General features: G+C 64.0%; 18 protein-coding genes and 2 tRNA genes. 11 read left to right on the forward strand and 9 right to left on the reverse strand.

From position 1 onward, the window contains the following. The first annotated feature begins 139 nt into the window (after positions 1-139). The 7 genes from KUH32_RS09435 (at position 140) to KUH32_RS09465 (ending at position 5201) form a co-directional block, all read left to right on the forward strand. Positions 140-460, forward strand: a complete 321-nt coding sequence (locus KUH32_RS09435) for an antibiotic biosynthesis monooxygenase family protein (protein ID WP_217777777.1) — start codon at positions 140-142, stop codon at positions 458-460. A gap of 78 nt (positions 461-538) precedes the next feature. Beyond that, on the forward strand, positions 539-949 hold the full coding sequence (locus KUH32_RS09440; RefSeq protein ID WP_217777778.1) for a universal stress protein: 411 nt from the start codon (positions 539-541) through the stop codon (positions 947-949). A 46-nt stretch (positions 950-995) separates the two neighbouring features. Beyond that, positions 996-1544, forward strand: coding sequence for a hemerythrin domain-containing protein (locus KUH32_RS09445; protein WP_254899013.1), 549 nt, complete (start codon positions 996-998; stop codon positions 1542-1544). Positions 1545-1667: 123 nt separating this feature from the next. Next, on the forward strand, positions 1668-2618 hold the full coding sequence (locus KUH32_RS09450) for a glycosyltransferase family 2 protein (protein ID WP_217777780.1): 951 nt from the start codon (positions 1668-1670) through the stop codon (positions 2616-2618). Further along, positions 2615-3019 (forward strand): GtrA family protein, encoded by a 405-nt coding sequence (locus KUH32_RS09455; RefSeq protein ID WP_217777781.1) that lies wholly within the window; start codon positions 2615-2617, stop codon positions 3017-3019. Before KUH32_RS09450 ends, KUH32_RS09455 begins: the two co-directional genes overlap by 4 nt. After that, positions 3016-3780: a methyltransferase domain-containing protein gene (locus KUH32_RS09460; protein ID WP_217777782.1), complete on the forward strand. Its 765-nt coding sequence runs from the start codon at positions 3016-3018 to the stop codon at positions 3778-3780. Before KUH32_RS09455 ends, KUH32_RS09460 begins: the two co-directional genes overlap by 4 nt. Further along, positions 3777-5201 carry a hypothetical protein gene (locus KUH32_RS09465; protein WP_217777783.1) on the forward strand — a complete coding sequence of 475 codons (1425 nt, stop codon included), beginning with the start codon at positions 3777-3779 and terminating at the stop codon, positions 5199-5201. Before KUH32_RS09460 ends, KUH32_RS09465 begins: the two co-directional genes overlap by 4 nt. A gap of 19 nt (positions 5202-5220) precedes the next feature. Here KUH32_RS09465 and KUH32_RS09470 read toward each other — a convergent pair. Then, positions 5221-5296, reverse strand: a tRNA-Ala gene (locus KUH32_RS09470). A 69-nt stretch (positions 5297-5365) separates the two neighbouring features. Here KUH32_RS09470 and KUH32_RS09475 point away from each other — a divergent pair. After that, positions 5366-5632: an I78 family peptidase inhibitor gene (locus KUH32_RS09475; protein WP_217777784.1), complete on the forward strand. Its 267-nt coding sequence runs from the start codon at positions 5366-5368 to the stop codon at positions 5630-5632. Here KUH32_RS09475 and KUH32_RS09480 read toward each other — a convergent pair. The 7 genes from KUH32_RS09480 to uvrB all read right to left on the reverse strand — a co-directional run bounded on the left by KUH32_RS09480 (position 5629) and on the right by uvrB (position 11585). Then, entirely contained in the window at positions 5629-6117 is a 489-nt protein-coding gene (locus KUH32_RS09480; protein ID WP_217777785.1) for a paraquat-inducible protein A, read from the reverse strand. The two genes, KUH32_RS09475 and KUH32_RS09480, sit on opposite strands and share 4 nt — an antisense overlap. A 7-nt stretch (positions 6118-6124) precedes the next feature. After that, positions 6125-6433 (reverse strand): excinuclease ABC subunit B, encoded by a 309-nt coding sequence (locus tag KUH32_RS09485; RefSeq protein WP_217777786.1) that lies wholly within the window; start codon positions 6431-6433, stop codon positions 6125-6127. 116 nt (positions 6434-6549) lie between these two features. Beyond that, positions 6550-6807 carry a hypothetical protein gene (locus KUH32_RS09490; RefSeq protein WP_217777787.1) on the reverse strand — a complete coding sequence of 86 codons (258 nt, stop codon included), beginning with the start codon at positions 6805-6807 and terminating at the stop codon, positions 6550-6552. Between the two features lie 132 nt (positions 6808-6939). Continuing rightward, on the reverse strand, positions 6940-7353 hold the full coding sequence (locus tag KUH32_RS09495) for a hypothetical protein (protein WP_217777788.1): 414 nt from the start codon (positions 7351-7353) through the stop codon (positions 6940-6942). An 18-nt stretch (positions 7354-7371) separates the two neighbouring features. Further along, positions 7372-8259, reverse strand: a complete 888-nt coding sequence (locus KUH32_RS09500) for a DUF6782 family putative metallopeptidase (protein WP_217777789.1) — start codon at positions 8257-8259, stop codon at positions 7372-7374. 6 nt (positions 8260-8265) lie between these two features. After that, the gene (locus KUH32_RS09505; RefSeq protein WP_217777790.1) at positions 8266-9270 is read right to left on the reverse strand and encodes a hypothetical protein; all 1005 of its coding nucleotides are present in this window, start codon (positions 9268-9270) and stop codon (positions 8266-8268) included. Between the two features lie 116 nt (positions 9271-9386). Beyond that, positions 9387-11585, reverse strand: a complete 2199-nt coding sequence (gene uvrB, locus KUH32_RS09510; RefSeq protein WP_217777791.1) for an excinuclease ABC subunit UvrB — start codon at positions 11583-11585, stop codon at positions 9387-9389. 474 nt (positions 11586-12059) lie between these two features. On the opposite strand from uvrB, the gene KUH32_RS09515 reads away from it, so the two are divergent. From KUH32_RS09515 to KUH32_RS09525, 3 genes are all read left to right on the forward strand, one after another. Further along, positions 12060-12371 carry an ETC complex I subunit gene (locus tag KUH32_RS09515; protein WP_217777792.1) on the forward strand — a complete coding sequence of 104 codons (312 nt, stop codon included), beginning with the start codon at positions 12060-12062 and terminating at the stop codon, positions 12369-12371. Between the two features lie 5 nt (positions 12372-12376). Continuing rightward, the gene (locus KUH32_RS18470) at positions 12377-12829 is read left to right on the forward strand and encodes a GNAT family N-acetyltransferase (protein ID WP_348541099.1); all 453 of its coding nucleotides are present in this window, start codon (positions 12377-12379) and stop codon (positions 12827-12829) included. 41 nt (positions 12830-12870) lie between these two features. Then, positions 12871-12947, forward strand: a tRNA-Arg gene (locus tag KUH32_RS09525). Between the two features lie 13 nt (positions 12948-12960). On the opposite strand, the gene KUH32_RS09530 is transcribed toward KUH32_RS09525, so the two are convergent. Further along, positions 12961-14217: an ABC transporter permease subunit gene (locus KUH32_RS09530; protein ID WP_217778380.1), complete on the reverse strand. Its 1257-nt coding sequence runs from the start codon at positions 14215-14217 to the stop codon at positions 12961-12963. Position 14218: the final 1 nt, after the last annotated feature.

Here is a 14218-nt window from a genome sequence, read left to right on the forward strand (position 1 = left end):
TTGCTGCTTGCCCGTCTGTCGCCCCCGCCACCCCTGTCTGTCAAGCCGTCTGCCGGTGCTGGACCCGCCGGCGTTGCAGTGCGGACCCGCTTTGCAGGGCACGGCGGTCGTGGCATGATCGGATCAAAACGGAGAACCCATGCCCAATATCACCTATCCCAGCCCGGTCCAGACCGTCATCACAACGTTCGAGACCTCGCCCGGCACGTGCCAGGACCTTCTGGACGAGTTGCAGGATGCCTATGCGTCCTTCATCTCGAAACAACAGGGCTTCGTCGCGGCCGGTCTGCATGTCAACGACGCCCAGACCCGCATCGCCAATTATTCCCAGTGGCAAAGGCGCGAGGATTTCCAGGCCATGCTGCGCAGCGACGAGATGCGCCAGCGCAACCGGCGGATCAACACGCTGTGCCGGACCTTCGAGCCGGTAATGTACGACGTCGCCGCGGCCTTCGATTGATGGCGATTACCTGACCTGCGTCAATGTGATGACGCTGCATTGCGATACAGTTCGGCAGCATCCAAGGAGGTGACAGCCATGTACCGCAATATTCTGGTGCCAATCGCATTCGACACGGACGAAACCAAGGCCAAGACCGCGATGGCCGCGGCCAAGCTGTTGGCTTCGGACGATGCCAAGATCACCCTTCTGCACGTGATGGAGCAGATCCCGGGCTACGCGATCAGCTACATGCCCAAGGACTACATCACCCAGTCGCGGACCGCGATCGTCGAGGAACTGGATGCGATGGCGGCGACGCTCGACAATGCACAGGGTGTCGTGGTCGACGGTCATTCGGGGCGGACGATCCTGGACTGGGCGGACGAGCACAAGGTCGATCTGATCGTCATCGCGTCGCACCGGCCGGGCATGCAGGACATGCTGCTGGGATCGACGGCGACGCAGGTCGTGCGCCATGCCCGCTGTGCAGTTCACGTCCTGCGTTGATTGACAGATCCGGATTCCGGCGCATCTTGCGCGCCGGAGCATGTCGATGACCAAGACGACCCTGGCCGAACGTGACGGCTTGCCGGACGCATTGCGCGTGTTGCTGGCCGATTTCCCGCGTGCTGGCTGGGACGGCCATCCGCATTTCGCCGGGCTGGTGGCGTTCTGGCTGGACCGCCATTTGATGTTCCGTCAATTGCTGGATGCGCTGCGCTCGGATGCCGAACAGGTTCTCGACGCCGGTCTCGATCCGCAGACGCATCGCGTTCGGTTGTCGCGGTTGGGCGGGATGCTGGTGCAGCAGTTGCATGGCCACCACCAGATCGAGGACCACCATTACTTTCCCGTCCTGACGCGACTGGAGCCGCGGCTGGCGCGCGGCTTCGATCTGCTGGACGGCGACCATCAGGCGCTGGACGGGCTGCTCGACCGTTTCACGCGCCGTGCCAACGCCGCGCTTTCGGCCACGGATCAGGTCGGCCGGTTGCGATCCGAACTGCAAACGCTGGAACGCCTGATCGGTCGGCATCTCGAGGACGAGGAAGACCTGATCGTGCCGGTGATCCTGAAACACGGGCCCCACCGATTGGGCTGAGACAAAGAGCCGTGTTTCGCGTTCATCAACAACGCGTTTCAAACTGATGTCCAATCGGTGTCCAATTTGGGCCACAAACCCGGGCTAGCGTTCGGTTGCTGACCCAGAATGCGAGCCCGCGCCATGCACTTGTCCGTTGTCGTGCCCTGTATGAACGAAGAGGCGTCGATCCCCGGCCTCGTCGCGCGTCTGGCCGCCGCTGTCGCGCCGTGGAAGGACCGGGCCGAGATCATCCTGGTCGATGACGGCTCGACCGACGGCACGTGGGCGGCGATCGGGGCCGCGCAGGCGACGTGTGCGCAGTTGCGCGGATTGCGCCTGTCATCGAACCGCGGCCACCAGGTTGCGCTGACCGCCGGGCTCGAGGCGGCGCAGGGCGAACGCATTTTCATGCTGGACGCCGATCTGCAGGACCCGCCCGAACTGCTGGCCGACATGATGGCGATGATGGATCGCGGCCATGACGTGGTTTATGGCCGCCGGATCGAACGGCAGGGAGAGACGCTGTTCAAGCGCGCCACGGCATTCGCCTTCTACCGGCTGCTGAACATGATGTCCGACGTGCCGATCCCGCGCGACACCGGCGATTTCCGGCTGGTCAACCGCCGCACGCTGGATGCGGTGCTGGCGATGCCGGAAAAGGCGCGATTCATCCGCGGCATGTTCGCCTGGGCCGGTTTCAGCCAGATTGGCATCGAGTATGTCCGGGCGCCGCGCGAACTGGGCGAAACCAAGTATCCGCTGCGCAAGATGGTGCGGTTTGCCGTCGATGCGATGACCGCGTTTTCCACCAAGCCCTTGAAACTGGCGACGCGGCTGTCTTTTGCCAGCCTCGCGGTGGCGGCGCTTATGATGGTGTACGTGATCCGGTCGCTGATCCTGTATCAGACCGCGCCGGGCTGGGCATCGGTGGTGATGGCCATCAGCGCGTTTTCGGGTGTGCAACTGCTGACGCTGGGTATCCTCGGCGAATATATCGGCCGGCTCTATGTCGAGGCCAAGAATCGCCCGCTTTATTTCGTCGCCGACGAACTCGAGCCTGCCCCGCCGGTCGCCCTGGTCAAACGCGCATGAGTGTGAGGGGTGGTAAGATCGGGCGTTTCGCGCTGGTCGGCGTCGCCGTCGCGCTGGCCTATGTCGCGCTGTACGTGCTGTTTCTGGGTGCGGGTCTGGGCCGGCCCTGGGCCAACGGGCTGGCATTCGGGCTGGCCATCGCACTGCAATATGCCGGGCAAGGCGCCTTTACCTTTGGCCGCCGGCTGCGGGACGGCGCGCAGATGCTGCGGTTTGGCGTCATGGTCGGACTGGGCTTTGCCACTTCGCTGCTGGTGACCAGCGGCATCGGTCCGGCGATCGGTCTGGCCGACTGGATGGCCGCCGCCGCCGTGACGGGAATCCTTCCGGTACAGAATTTCGTCATCATGACCCTCTGGGTCTTCGCATCTCCGATCGAACGGATGGACGGTTTGTCATGACCCATGTCTACAACAACACCTTTTTCGACTACATCGACGAAGGCGCGCGTCGCTCGGCCCGCGCGTTCATCGATCTGCTCCAGCCGCATCTGGACGCGGCCAGCGTGCTCGACCTGGGCAGCGGGCGCGGCGTGTGGCTGGACGAATGGAGCAAGGCCGGGGTGGCGGATGTGCTGGGCGTGGACGGCGACTATGTCGACCGATCCCGCCTGGCCATCTCCTCGGACGATTTCCTCGCCGCCGATCTGACCCGGCCTGTCGACACCGGACGCCGCTTCGACCTGGCGCAAAGTCTCGAGGTAGGCGAACACCTGCCGACCGAGGCGTCCGACGCGCTCGTCGACAGTCTGACGCGGGCGTCGGACCGCGTGCTTTTCTCGGCCGCGGTCACCGGGCAGGGCGGCGAATTTCACGTCAACGAACAGCCGCTGTCCTTCTGGCAGGGCCTGTTTGCCGCACGCGGCTACCGCGCCTATGACTGCATCCGCCCGGCCCTGAGCGACAATGGCGATGTCGAGCCTTGGTATCGCTATAACGCGGTGCTCTACGTCAACGAAGCCGGCCGCGCAGGCTTGCCCGTTGCCATCCTGCGTCACGCGGTGCCCGAAGGGCAGGCGGTTGCGAATGGCGGCAACTGGCCCTGGCGCCTGCGCCGCGCGGTGGTGTCGGTCCTGCCGCAGGGCACCGTCACCCGCATCGCACAGACCCGCGCCGCGCTGATCGCCGCGCAGGCACGCGCCCGGTCGGGTCTTGCCGCGTGACACTGGCGCAGACCGATCCGGGCATCCTGCGGACCGAGGCGGATGCGCGCGCCGCATCCGGCACGGGGGCGCTGTTTCTGCTGGCGCTTTTGGCCGTCCTGCTGATGTCGTTGCCCAACCTGGTCGATCCGTTCATCCGCCACGACGACTACCCGGCCTATTTCGCCGATCCGGCGGGGTTCTGGGACAAGACGCTGCATGAAGGCCGCTGGGTCAACTACCTGTGGCACCTGCGCGAGATCGTCACCCCGGCCTGGCTCAACTTCGCCGTCTACCAGGCGCTCTGGGCCTGTTTCGCGGCGTCGCTGGCAGTGGCGGCGCTCGGCCGGTCCGCTGTGGGATTTTTCGGCGCGCTGCTTGTGGGTTTCGTTCTGGTCGCGCCACCGGCCAGCCTGATCGCGCTGTGGTTCAACACGCTGCTGCCCGGCATGGCGCTGGTCGCGCTCTACGCGGTGCTGGCCAACCGGCTGAGCGTCGTCGCGCACCGTGCCCTGTTGCCGCTTTTCGTCATCCTGACCTTCATGGCCTACACGACGTTTCCGGTGCTGTTGCTGGCCATCTGCCTGGTACGCACCCGGCGGCGGTCGCTGGCCGATCTGGCGGGGCTGTGGCTGCTGTTCGTGGCCAGTTTCGCCGCAGCGGTTCTGACCACCTATGCGATCAACTGGCAGGTTCACGGTGTCTTCGGTGTGCCGCTGGCCGATTGGCGCCAGGCAAATCCGGCGGACAGCCTGTCCGATCTGCGTGCCAACCTGCCGCTGGTCGCCGAGAGCCTGTCTGCATTCCTGCACCGCACCAGTTTCGAATTCGTCCCGGCGATCTGGTTTCACCTTGGCCTGCTGGCGGTCTCGACGGCCGTCCTTCTGCGCCGCGCGCCGCTCGAGGCGCTATACCTCCACGCCGGTCTTGCGACCGGGCTGGCGCTGGTCGTCGCGCAGGTCCTCAAGCTCGGGGTCGAGGTGCCGCCGCGCGCCTTCATCTTCGCCTGGGTCTTCTACGGGCTGATCGCGGTGCGCGCAGCGCAGATGCTTGGTGATGGGCCGGGCCTTGCGGGCCGACTGGTGCGCAACGCGGTCATCCTGGTCGCCGCCAGCTACATGCTGCAAACCGCCACGCAATTCGCCAGCTACCGGGCATGGCAGGGCGAAACCCGTGCCTTGTCGACCCTGCTCGAAGGCGTCCGTGGCCCGGTCCTTGTGGATGGCGACCCGATGAAGCTGGCGTCGGCACGGCGCGCTTTCGTCCAGACCCGCGATGCGCTTGGCTATCGGATGCAGCAAGTGCGCGGGCGGGGCGTCGCACGGTGCGCCGCGCCGGATTGCGCGGATGCGGTTCTTGGGCGCGTGACGGCGCGAACGGACTTGCCCGGCGGTTTGCATCTGCGCTTGCACGAAGGCGGCGCAGTGCTGCGCATTCCCTGATTGCGGTCTCGGCGGGCGATGGTGGAGCCGAGGGGAATCGAACCCCTGACCTCGTCATTGCGAACGACGCGCTCTCCCAACTGAGCTACGACCCCAACGGGCCTGTGATTGTGCCATCGACAGCGCTCTGTCAACGGTTCAATCTGCGCGGGCGAGGTGCCGATATGCGACATGTTTTCATCCTTTCGACATGCCTGTTTCTTGTCGCCTGTTCCAGGCCATCCGACCCCTGGCCCGATCGCGCGGATGCCTGCGGCGCGGCGGCCTTTTCCGCGGCCGTGGGTCAGCCGGCGGTGGCGCTTGCGCTGCCGACCGACAGGCCGGTGCGCGTCATCGCGCCGGGCCAACCGGTGACGATGGATTACAATGCGGAAAGGCTGAACGTGTTGGTCGACAGCGTCGGTATCGTGACCGAATTGCGCTGTGGCTAGACCGGGCGGCGCGCAGTCAGATCGGTCAGGATCGATACGGCGACCGATGCCAGCACCACGCCAGAAAAAAGATAGAGCCCGTAAAGCGGCTCGACCGTGCCGATGCGCAGGCCCTTGACCGCGAGGATAATGACCGCGATCAGGAAGACATCCGTCATGGACAGCTTGGCCAGCACCGAACCCAGCTTGAAATGCCAGGGTCTGGGCGCGGTGGCGACAAACCAGAGCCAAGAATACAGCAGGCATTTCAGAAACGGCAGCACCATCGCGAACACCGCGACCACGAGAGCGAGAAACAGGTCGCTACGCGCCAGTTCGACCGCGCCCCAGAAGATCGTGACTTCGGAGGACAGCACGAGGAAGGCGGAGTTGCGAACAAGCGGCAGCGTCCAGGTCACCGGCAGGATCACCAGCAGCACGAGATTGGCCAGCGCGGTGGCACGGCCCAGGCGCCCGGCCTTGTGATACAGCGTTCGGCCCCGCATCGATGGGTCAATCCCGGGGATAGGTGGCGCGGCACTGTGCGGCACCGGCATTGGCATCGTCGCGCAGTCCGGGAAGTCGGCGGCTTATCTCGGCGCTGCGGGCGCGCACGGCGTTCAGGTCGACCTTGACGCGGCGGGTCACCGCCTGGCCTTCGGTTCGCCAGCAGAAATGCGGCTTGGCGTTTGGGGGATCGCACCACACGTATTTCTGTACCGGCATGACGACCGTTTCCAGCGCGTAACCGCGTGCCAGCGTGAACTCCAGCTCGCGCTGTTCGGCCAACGCGTCGCGATAGACCTTGGTCGCCTGAGCCACGCACCGCTCTTGCGGGGTGGCGCAGGCACCAAGCCATACCAAGGCGAGAAGACCGGCGAGCCCGCGCATGCGTTCAGCCTATCGGAGGGCGTCCGGCCTTGTCGATGGATTTGGCGTCAGCCTTCGACCTTTTCGATCGCCGAAATCGCCGTGATGCCGTCTTCGCCGGCGGCGGCGTAGGTGATCTTGACCATGTCGCCAGACACCAGGTCGGACGGCGGTTCGGCCATCAATTCCAGTGACCAGACGGTCTTGTCTGTCAGGATGATCAGCCCTTCGACCCGGTCGAAGGCGAGAATCCGGCCAGTGGTTTCGTCTGCAAGGACCGGCATTGCGGTGAAGGCGGCCAGGGCCGCGGCAATCGCTAGACGCATTGTCATTTTTCTCGAAGAGGACCGCGCTCTCGGGGCGGGATCGCCCCTGCAGCCGCCGGACGGAGCCTCGCGTCCGGATTGCGTGCATTTGGTGTATCGCGTCCCCTACGTCAAGTGGGATTCGCGCGACGCTCATACGGTCGGCAGCACCAGGCAATCGCGAAACGCGCGAACCGCCGGCGCCGCCTTGTCGAGGTCCAGTGGAACCGCAAGATCGCCGATCAGTGCCGTGGCCGTATCGTTGAATTCGAACCCGTTCAGTACATTGCCGAATCCGGTATCGGTGACGGTCAGGGTGTCGCCCGTAATCCTGTGTCTGTCGGTGCTGATCCTCAGCCCGGCCGGTCCGTCGAATTGCAACGAAAAGATGGGCGCGTCGGGCCAACCGCCGGCCCGCGTCAGGTGGATGGCATAGAGTTGACCGTCAAAGGTCACCTCGACCGCAACCGGGGTCTGATTGCGAAACGTGCAGACCGGCGTGGGAGTGAATTCCCAGGCGGTCAGCGCGGACCCGGCCAGGCAGAAAACAGCGATCAGGCTTCGCATTTCGGTCTCCTTCGCGGTTCAATCCGGGGGAACACAACGATAGGCGCGGCCATCCGGCATGAAGCAGAGCGCCCGGAAAAACCCGTCGTTCAACGTGCCGTAACTGGGAAGGCTGTGCGTTGTTTCCTGAACGTCAAGATAGTCGAGGCAGGCGTTCACGTAATACGCCCGGCGCCGTTCGTGATTGGCGTGCCATTGATCGAAGGCGCGCGCCGCGGCAATCGCCGGATCCCCGGTATCCTGCATCGCCCGTTCGAAGACGTCGGCGATGTCACTCTGCATCGGCCAGGTCTTCAGCGCGTTCCAGGCATCGGGATCGCCCTGTGTCCTGAGCGTCCACGCCACGACCAGCGAGGCGACGGTGGCGTCGGCTTCGAGGGCGAACACGGCGCGTGCGTTTTCCTGCATCGACAATCCCTGAGGCAAGCAAACTCCCGTCGCCGCTTGCTGGACATGTCGCAATTCGTGAACGAGGACGGCCTGCGCCAGGCCGCGCGGCAGGTCGCCAACGATCACCAGCCGGCTGTCCCGGGTCTCGACATAGGCCTTGGCGCCGACCAGGCGGTCGGCCAGGCATACCTGTTGGACATCGTTCAGAAGGATGTCCCGGAATTGCGGAAACAGCGCGAACACGGGTGAAAGGATTTCCAGAACAGGCGCGACAACCGCGTTGTCGGGCGCGGGTGGCGCGCAAGTGACAGTCGCGGCAGTTGCCGTGGTCGGCGGACCGGCAAGGCACAGCGCCGCGGCAAGGGCACGGATCGTCAGCGTCGTCTTCATCGAACGCGACGCTAACATGAGCGCCTGTGCTGCAAGCAAGCGATTTACGGCCGGTCGTCTGGGGGGATGCGCTGCCCGACAAGCGATCGACCCCGCCGGTGAAGCGGAGGTCGATGCCGGGGCCATGCGCGTCTAGTTGTAGAACGCGGTCCAGGACCGGAAGTACCCGGTATTGCCACCGGTCCAGACGCGGATCTTTCGCCGGCGTTTCTTGTTGCCGACATGTTTCCAGTATTTCACATCACCGAAACCGAGTGTCTGCCACCACGCGGCAGGCGGAAGCGGGTATTTCACGGTGGTCCACTTCCATTTCCAGTAGGTCCAGGACCAGAAGCGGTACTGGTGTTCGACATAGGCGCCGTAGTTCGAACAGCAGGCGATGCGGGAATGCGACACGTAGCGCGTCTTGTTCCCGGTGCTGCGCGTCAGGTCCAGCCAGGCGCCGTTGTCGCAATACGAGATGTCCTTGTTCTGGCAATAGGTGGCGGCGAAGGTGTTGAGCCCGCCGGTGAAACAGGTCCAGACCGGGCTGGGTTCCGAGGACGATGCGACCGGCGTGGGCGCAGCGACGAACTGGCGGCCGTAGTCGTCCAGCGCATCGACAAGGTCGCGCTTGGCGATCAGTTTCTCGACTTCCGGGTCGTCGTTGCGGTCATCGAATTCGCTGAGCATCAGTGGCACCGGCACGGTCTTGTCCGTCACCTGCAGAAACCGCAGCAAGGGCGAGGCGCTGGTGTTGTCGGCCAGATCCGGTGCCTTGGCAGTGCCGCTTGGGTATTCGGACACTTCGGAATAGGCAACCTCGCCGATTTCGGGGATCGCTTCGAAGACAACAGCGCTGTGGTCGTCGGTCTGGAACGTGCCGAGGGGCACGCGTCGCAATTCCGGCAGGTATCCCAGTTTCTCGTATTCGCAGCGCGACACCGGATCGAGCTCGGCCAGCCGCCGGGACGAATCCGGGTCGATCGGGCTCCAGGTGTAGTTGTCGTAATTCGCGCAGCGAAAGGCGGGAATGCGGCGCGTCTGTTCCGGCAGGGACCCGACTTCGGCGCGCGGGCCACAGGATTCTATGCTTTCGCCCGGGTCCTCGGTGTCCTCGGGTTGTCCGTTCTTGGGGCGTGTCTTTTCGTCGGCCATAGTAAAAATTCCTCCGCTCAAAAATGCATGGTTTAAAAACGCGCCGAAAAAAGCGGCGTGAGGAAACTCTACCATAAGGTGAGCGATTCAGGAAGAAATACCGCTTTGGGGTCGCCCTAACGCCGCTTGCGCTTGACGTTGCCGCCGCGTTGACCGGGCCGCCCGGCGGTTGACCGACCGCGGGATTTTACCGCGGCGTCCGAAGCGGCCTCGACTGCCGATTGACGTGCCAGCGGGTCATCATGCACGGCCAGGTCAACCGCTTCCAGGCGCTTGATCTCGTCGCGCAGACGCGCCGCTTCTTCGAATTCCAGGTTCTCTGCGGCCTTGCGCATGTCCGTGCGCAAGCCTTCCAGCACGGTCTGGAGATTGCCGCCGGCCACGTTCTTGTCGATCCTGGCGGTGACCCGGGACTGGTCGGTATCGCCCTGGTAGAGGCCCGCCAGGATGTCCTCGACGTTTTTCTTGACCGTCTCGGGGGTGATGCCGTGCTCTTCGTTATACGCGATCTGCTTGGCGCGGCGGCGGTCGGTTTCGGCCAGAGCGCGTTCCATGCTGCCGGTGATGCGGTCGGCATACATGATGACGCGTCCCTCGGCGTTGCGCGCCGCCCGTCCGATGGTCTGGATCAGAGAGGTTTCCGAGCGCAGAAAGCCCTCCTTGTCGGCATCCAGGATCGCGACCAGCCCGCATTCGGGGATATCCAGACCCTCGCGCAGCAGGTTGATACCGACCAGCACATCGAACGCCCCCAGCCGCAGGTCGCGCAAGATTTCGATACGCTCCAGCGTGTCGATATCGGAATGCATGTAGCGCACCTTGATGCCTTGTTCGTGCAGGTACTCGGTCAGGTCTTCGGCCATGCGTTTGGTCAGCGTGGTCACCAGCGTGCGAAAGCCCCTGGCAGTGACCTTTCGCACTTCGTCCAGCAGGTCGTCGACCTGCATCTCGACGGGGCGGATTTCGACTTGTGGATCCAGAAGGCCGGTGGGTCGGATCACCTGTTCGGTGAAGACGCCGCCGGTCTGCTCCAACTCCCACGCCGCCGGGGTGGCCGAGACGAACACCGATTGCGGGCGCATGGCGTCCCATTCCTCGAACTTGAGCGGGCGGTTGTCCATGCAGGAGGGCAGGCGGAACCCGTGTTCGGCCAGCGTGAACTTGCGGCGATAGTCGCCGCGATACATGCCGCCGATCTGCGGAACCGAGACGTGGGATTCGTCGGCGAAGACGATGGCGTTGTCGGGGATGAATTCGAACAGGGTCGGGGGCGGTTCCCCGGGTGCGCGGCCGGTCAGGTAGCGGGAATAGTTCTCGATGCCGTTGCAGGACCCGGTCGCCTCGAGCATCTCGATATCGAAATTCGTCCGCTGTTCCAGCCGCTGCGCTTCCAGCAGCTTGCCTTCGCCCACCAGCTGGTCCAGCCGCTGGCGCAGCTCTTTCTTGATCTCGATGACGGCCTGGTTCAGCGTCGGTTTCGGCGTCACATAGTGCGAGTTCGCATAGACGCGGATGCGGTCGAACGTGCCGGTCTTTTCTCCGGTCAGGGGGTCGAACTCGGTGATGCTCTCCAGTTCCTCGCCGAAAAAGGACAGCTTCCAGGCGCGGTCTTCGAGATGGGCGGGGAAGATTTCGAGGCTGTCGCCGCGAACCCGGAACGATCCGCGCTGGAAGGCCTGGTCGTTGCGGCGGTATTGCTGGGCCACCAGATCGGCCATGACCTTGCGTTGGTCGTATTCCTTGCCGACATGCAGGTCCTGCGTCATCGCGCCGTAGGTCTCGACCGAGCCGATGCCGTAGATGCAGCTGACCGAGGCGACGATGATCACGTCGTCGCGTTCCAGAAGCGCCCGGGTGGCCGAATGGCGCATCCGGTCGATCTGTTCGTTGATCTGGCTTTCCTTCTCGATATAGGTGTCCGACCGCGGCACGTAGGCCTCGGGCTGGTAGTAATCGTAGTAGCTGACGAAATACTCGACGGCGTTATCCGGAAAAAAACCCTTGAACTCGCCGTAAAGCTGGGCCGCCAGCGTCTTGTTCGGCGCCAGGATGATGGCCGGGCGCTGCGTCTGTTCGATCACCTTGGCCATGGTGAATGTCTTGCCGGTGCCGGTCGCACCCAAAAGCACCTGGTTCTGTTCGCCGTCCACAACGCCGGCCGCCAGTTCCGCGATCGCGGTCGGCTGGTCGCCGGCCGGCTGGAATTGCGTGTGCATGACGAAAGCCCGGCCGCCTTCCAGCTTGTCGCGCGTGCGCACGTCCGGCGCCGCGGAATGCAGAATCGCAGGGGTCTTGTCGGTGTGGACATGGGCCATGGCGGCGTTCCCGTTTTGATCTGTTTCAGAATTGAGCCTGCGGCCGCGGGATTCAACCCCGACAAGGTCGCAACCCGCTTGCCGAGGCGGAATCTGCGACGGTTGCCCGCCTTGCAAGCGGCGCAGAAAGCGTCAACTTGTCACAACCGCTTGCGATCGTTCGGGAATCTTTGAAACACATCAATGACTTACGTAAGGTAAGCAATGCTGAATACACTGAAAACAAACGATTTTCTTCCGCGAGCGGAAAAAATTTGTTTGTTTGAACATGCCGGTCGCATGTAGCTTTTTCTGGCAAGTGGCGGTTCGGTTGGGAACCGCGTCACATCACACCTACCCCTCGCTCCCCGTGGTTCGGTGCCCGTCCATCCGCCGCTTGCCGCCCAATCCCCCTGCGACAATTCCGATGGTGCGCCGGCACTTGCCCGAGACGCGAAAATCCCCGATAACGCGGACGATTGCAGGAGGTGTCGGATGCGCGCACGGATCTATCAGCCCGCCAGGACGGCGATGTCGTCGGGACAGGCGAAGACCAAGCATTGGGTGCTGGAATTCGCCCCGGCAAGCGCCCGTTCGGTCGATCCCTTGATGGGCTGGACGTCGTCTTCGGACACGCAAAGCCAGGTGAAGATGCGGTTCGACACCAAGGACGCTGCCTTGGCCTATGCCCGGGAAAACGGAATCGATGCGCAGGTGATGGAACCCAAGAAGCGCAAGCCGAACATCCGGCCGCGCGGCTATGCCGAGAACTTCGCCTTCGACCGCAAGAGCGCCTGGACGCATTGACCACGGTGGCCGAAGTCACGGGCCCCGACAGCGGGGTCGAGTCGGTCCTTGCACGCCATTTCGCGATCATGCGCGCGACAAGCCCTGCCGAAAGCTGCCATGTCATGACGTCGCTGGAACTGCGTGCGTCCGGCGCGCGGGTCTTCGCCCTGCGGGACGAAACCGGATCGGTTCAGGCGGTCGGCGCGCTCAAGCCGCTTTCCGGAGATGCGGTCGAGCTCAAGAGCATGCACACATTGTCCGAGGCACGTGGCCGGGGGTTCGGACGGACCATTCTCGACCGCTTGCTGGGCGAGGCACGTTCGATGGGCGCGCGCCGCGTTTTTTTGGAAACCGGCTCGGCACCGCCGTTCGCTGCGGCCCGCGCGCTTTACGAACGCGCCGGCTTTGCCCTTGTCCCCCCGTTCGGCGACTATGTCGAAGACCCGCTCAGCGTCTTCATGGCACGCGACCTCTGAGACTTGCACGACCCGGCGAAAGCCTGCATGACAGGCGAAGCGGCCCCTTAGCTCAACAGGATAGAGCAGCTGACTTCTAATCAGCAGGTTGAGGGTTCGAGTCCTTCAGGGGTCGCCAGCCGGTTCGCCCGTCACGACCGTCCGCGCCAGGGGACCAGCCAGTTCTCGGCCTTGCGCATCAGGATATCGATGCCATAGCCGATGACGCCGATCAGAATGATGCCCATGATGACGATATCGGTCAGCTGGAATTTAGAAGCCGCGATGATCATCATGCCCGCGCCCTTTTGCGCGGCGACCAGTTCGGCGGCGACCACGGTGCCCCAGCAGACCCCCATTGCGACGCGTGCGCCGGTAAAGATCTCGGGCAGCGAATTCGGCACGATGACGTGGCGCATGATCTGCCACTTGGATGCGCCCAGCGAATAGGCGGCGTGGATCTTGGTGATGTTCACCCCCGACACGCCGGCACGGGCGGCGATTGTCATGATCCACAGCGCGGCGAGGAACAGCAGGATGATCTTGCCCGTTTCCCAGATGCCGAACCAGATGATGACCAGCGGGATCAGCGCCAGCGGCGGCACAGGTCGCATGAATTCGACGATCGGGTCGAACCAGCCGCGGAACCAGCCGGACAGGCCCATCGCGTAGCCCAGCGGGATGCCGACGAGCGAGCCCAGCACGAAACCGGCGAGCACACGCAGCAGCGAAAACCCCAGATGTTCGAACAAGGTGAAGTTCTGATAGCCTTCGCGGGCGATTTCCCAGAACCGGCTCCAGACCGCCTCGGGTGCCGGCAGCCAGATCGGCTCCATCTGCAGGCCCTTGTTCGGAGTGAAATTGAGGCTGCCTTTGGGTGTCAGGTTGACCTGGCCATTGGCGACCTTGACGGTCTCGCCCGGAGCGATGGGTTGACCGTCGATGGCCACGATCTGCAGGTCTTCGCCTTCGTCGTTGCTGGTCGCGCGGATCAACCCGCTGCGCCAGGCCGCCATCGTGTCGCTGTCGCTCCTGGCAAAGCCGTCGCTGGCGGCCACTTCGGGTGCGTCGGGGTTTTCGTCGATCGCGTGGACCCGCACTGTGACGGTGGCATCGGCGGTGGCGCCCGACGCATCCTGCACGGTGTAGCTGAAGGACGTGTCGCCCACGAACGGCCCTGGCATGTGCAGCGGTGTGATCCTGGATCCGGTGAACGCGCCCCAGATCAGGAAGATCGTCACCACCGACACCACGGATGCGATACGGTTCGGCGTAACCGCGCTTTCATCGCCGAAAGTCACCGTCTTGAGCGAGGTGTAATCGACGTGTCTGGTCGCGCGTTCGACCACGTAGTGCACGATCAAGAACGCCGCAAAGAAAATGGCCACGTAGATCAGCAGCAGAACGATC

The sequence above is a fragment of the Thalassococcus arenae genome, from assembly GCF_019104745.1.
Lineage (GTDB): Bacteria > Pseudomonadota > Alphaproteobacteria > Rhodobacterales > Rhodobacteraceae > Thalassococcus_B > Thalassococcus_B arenae.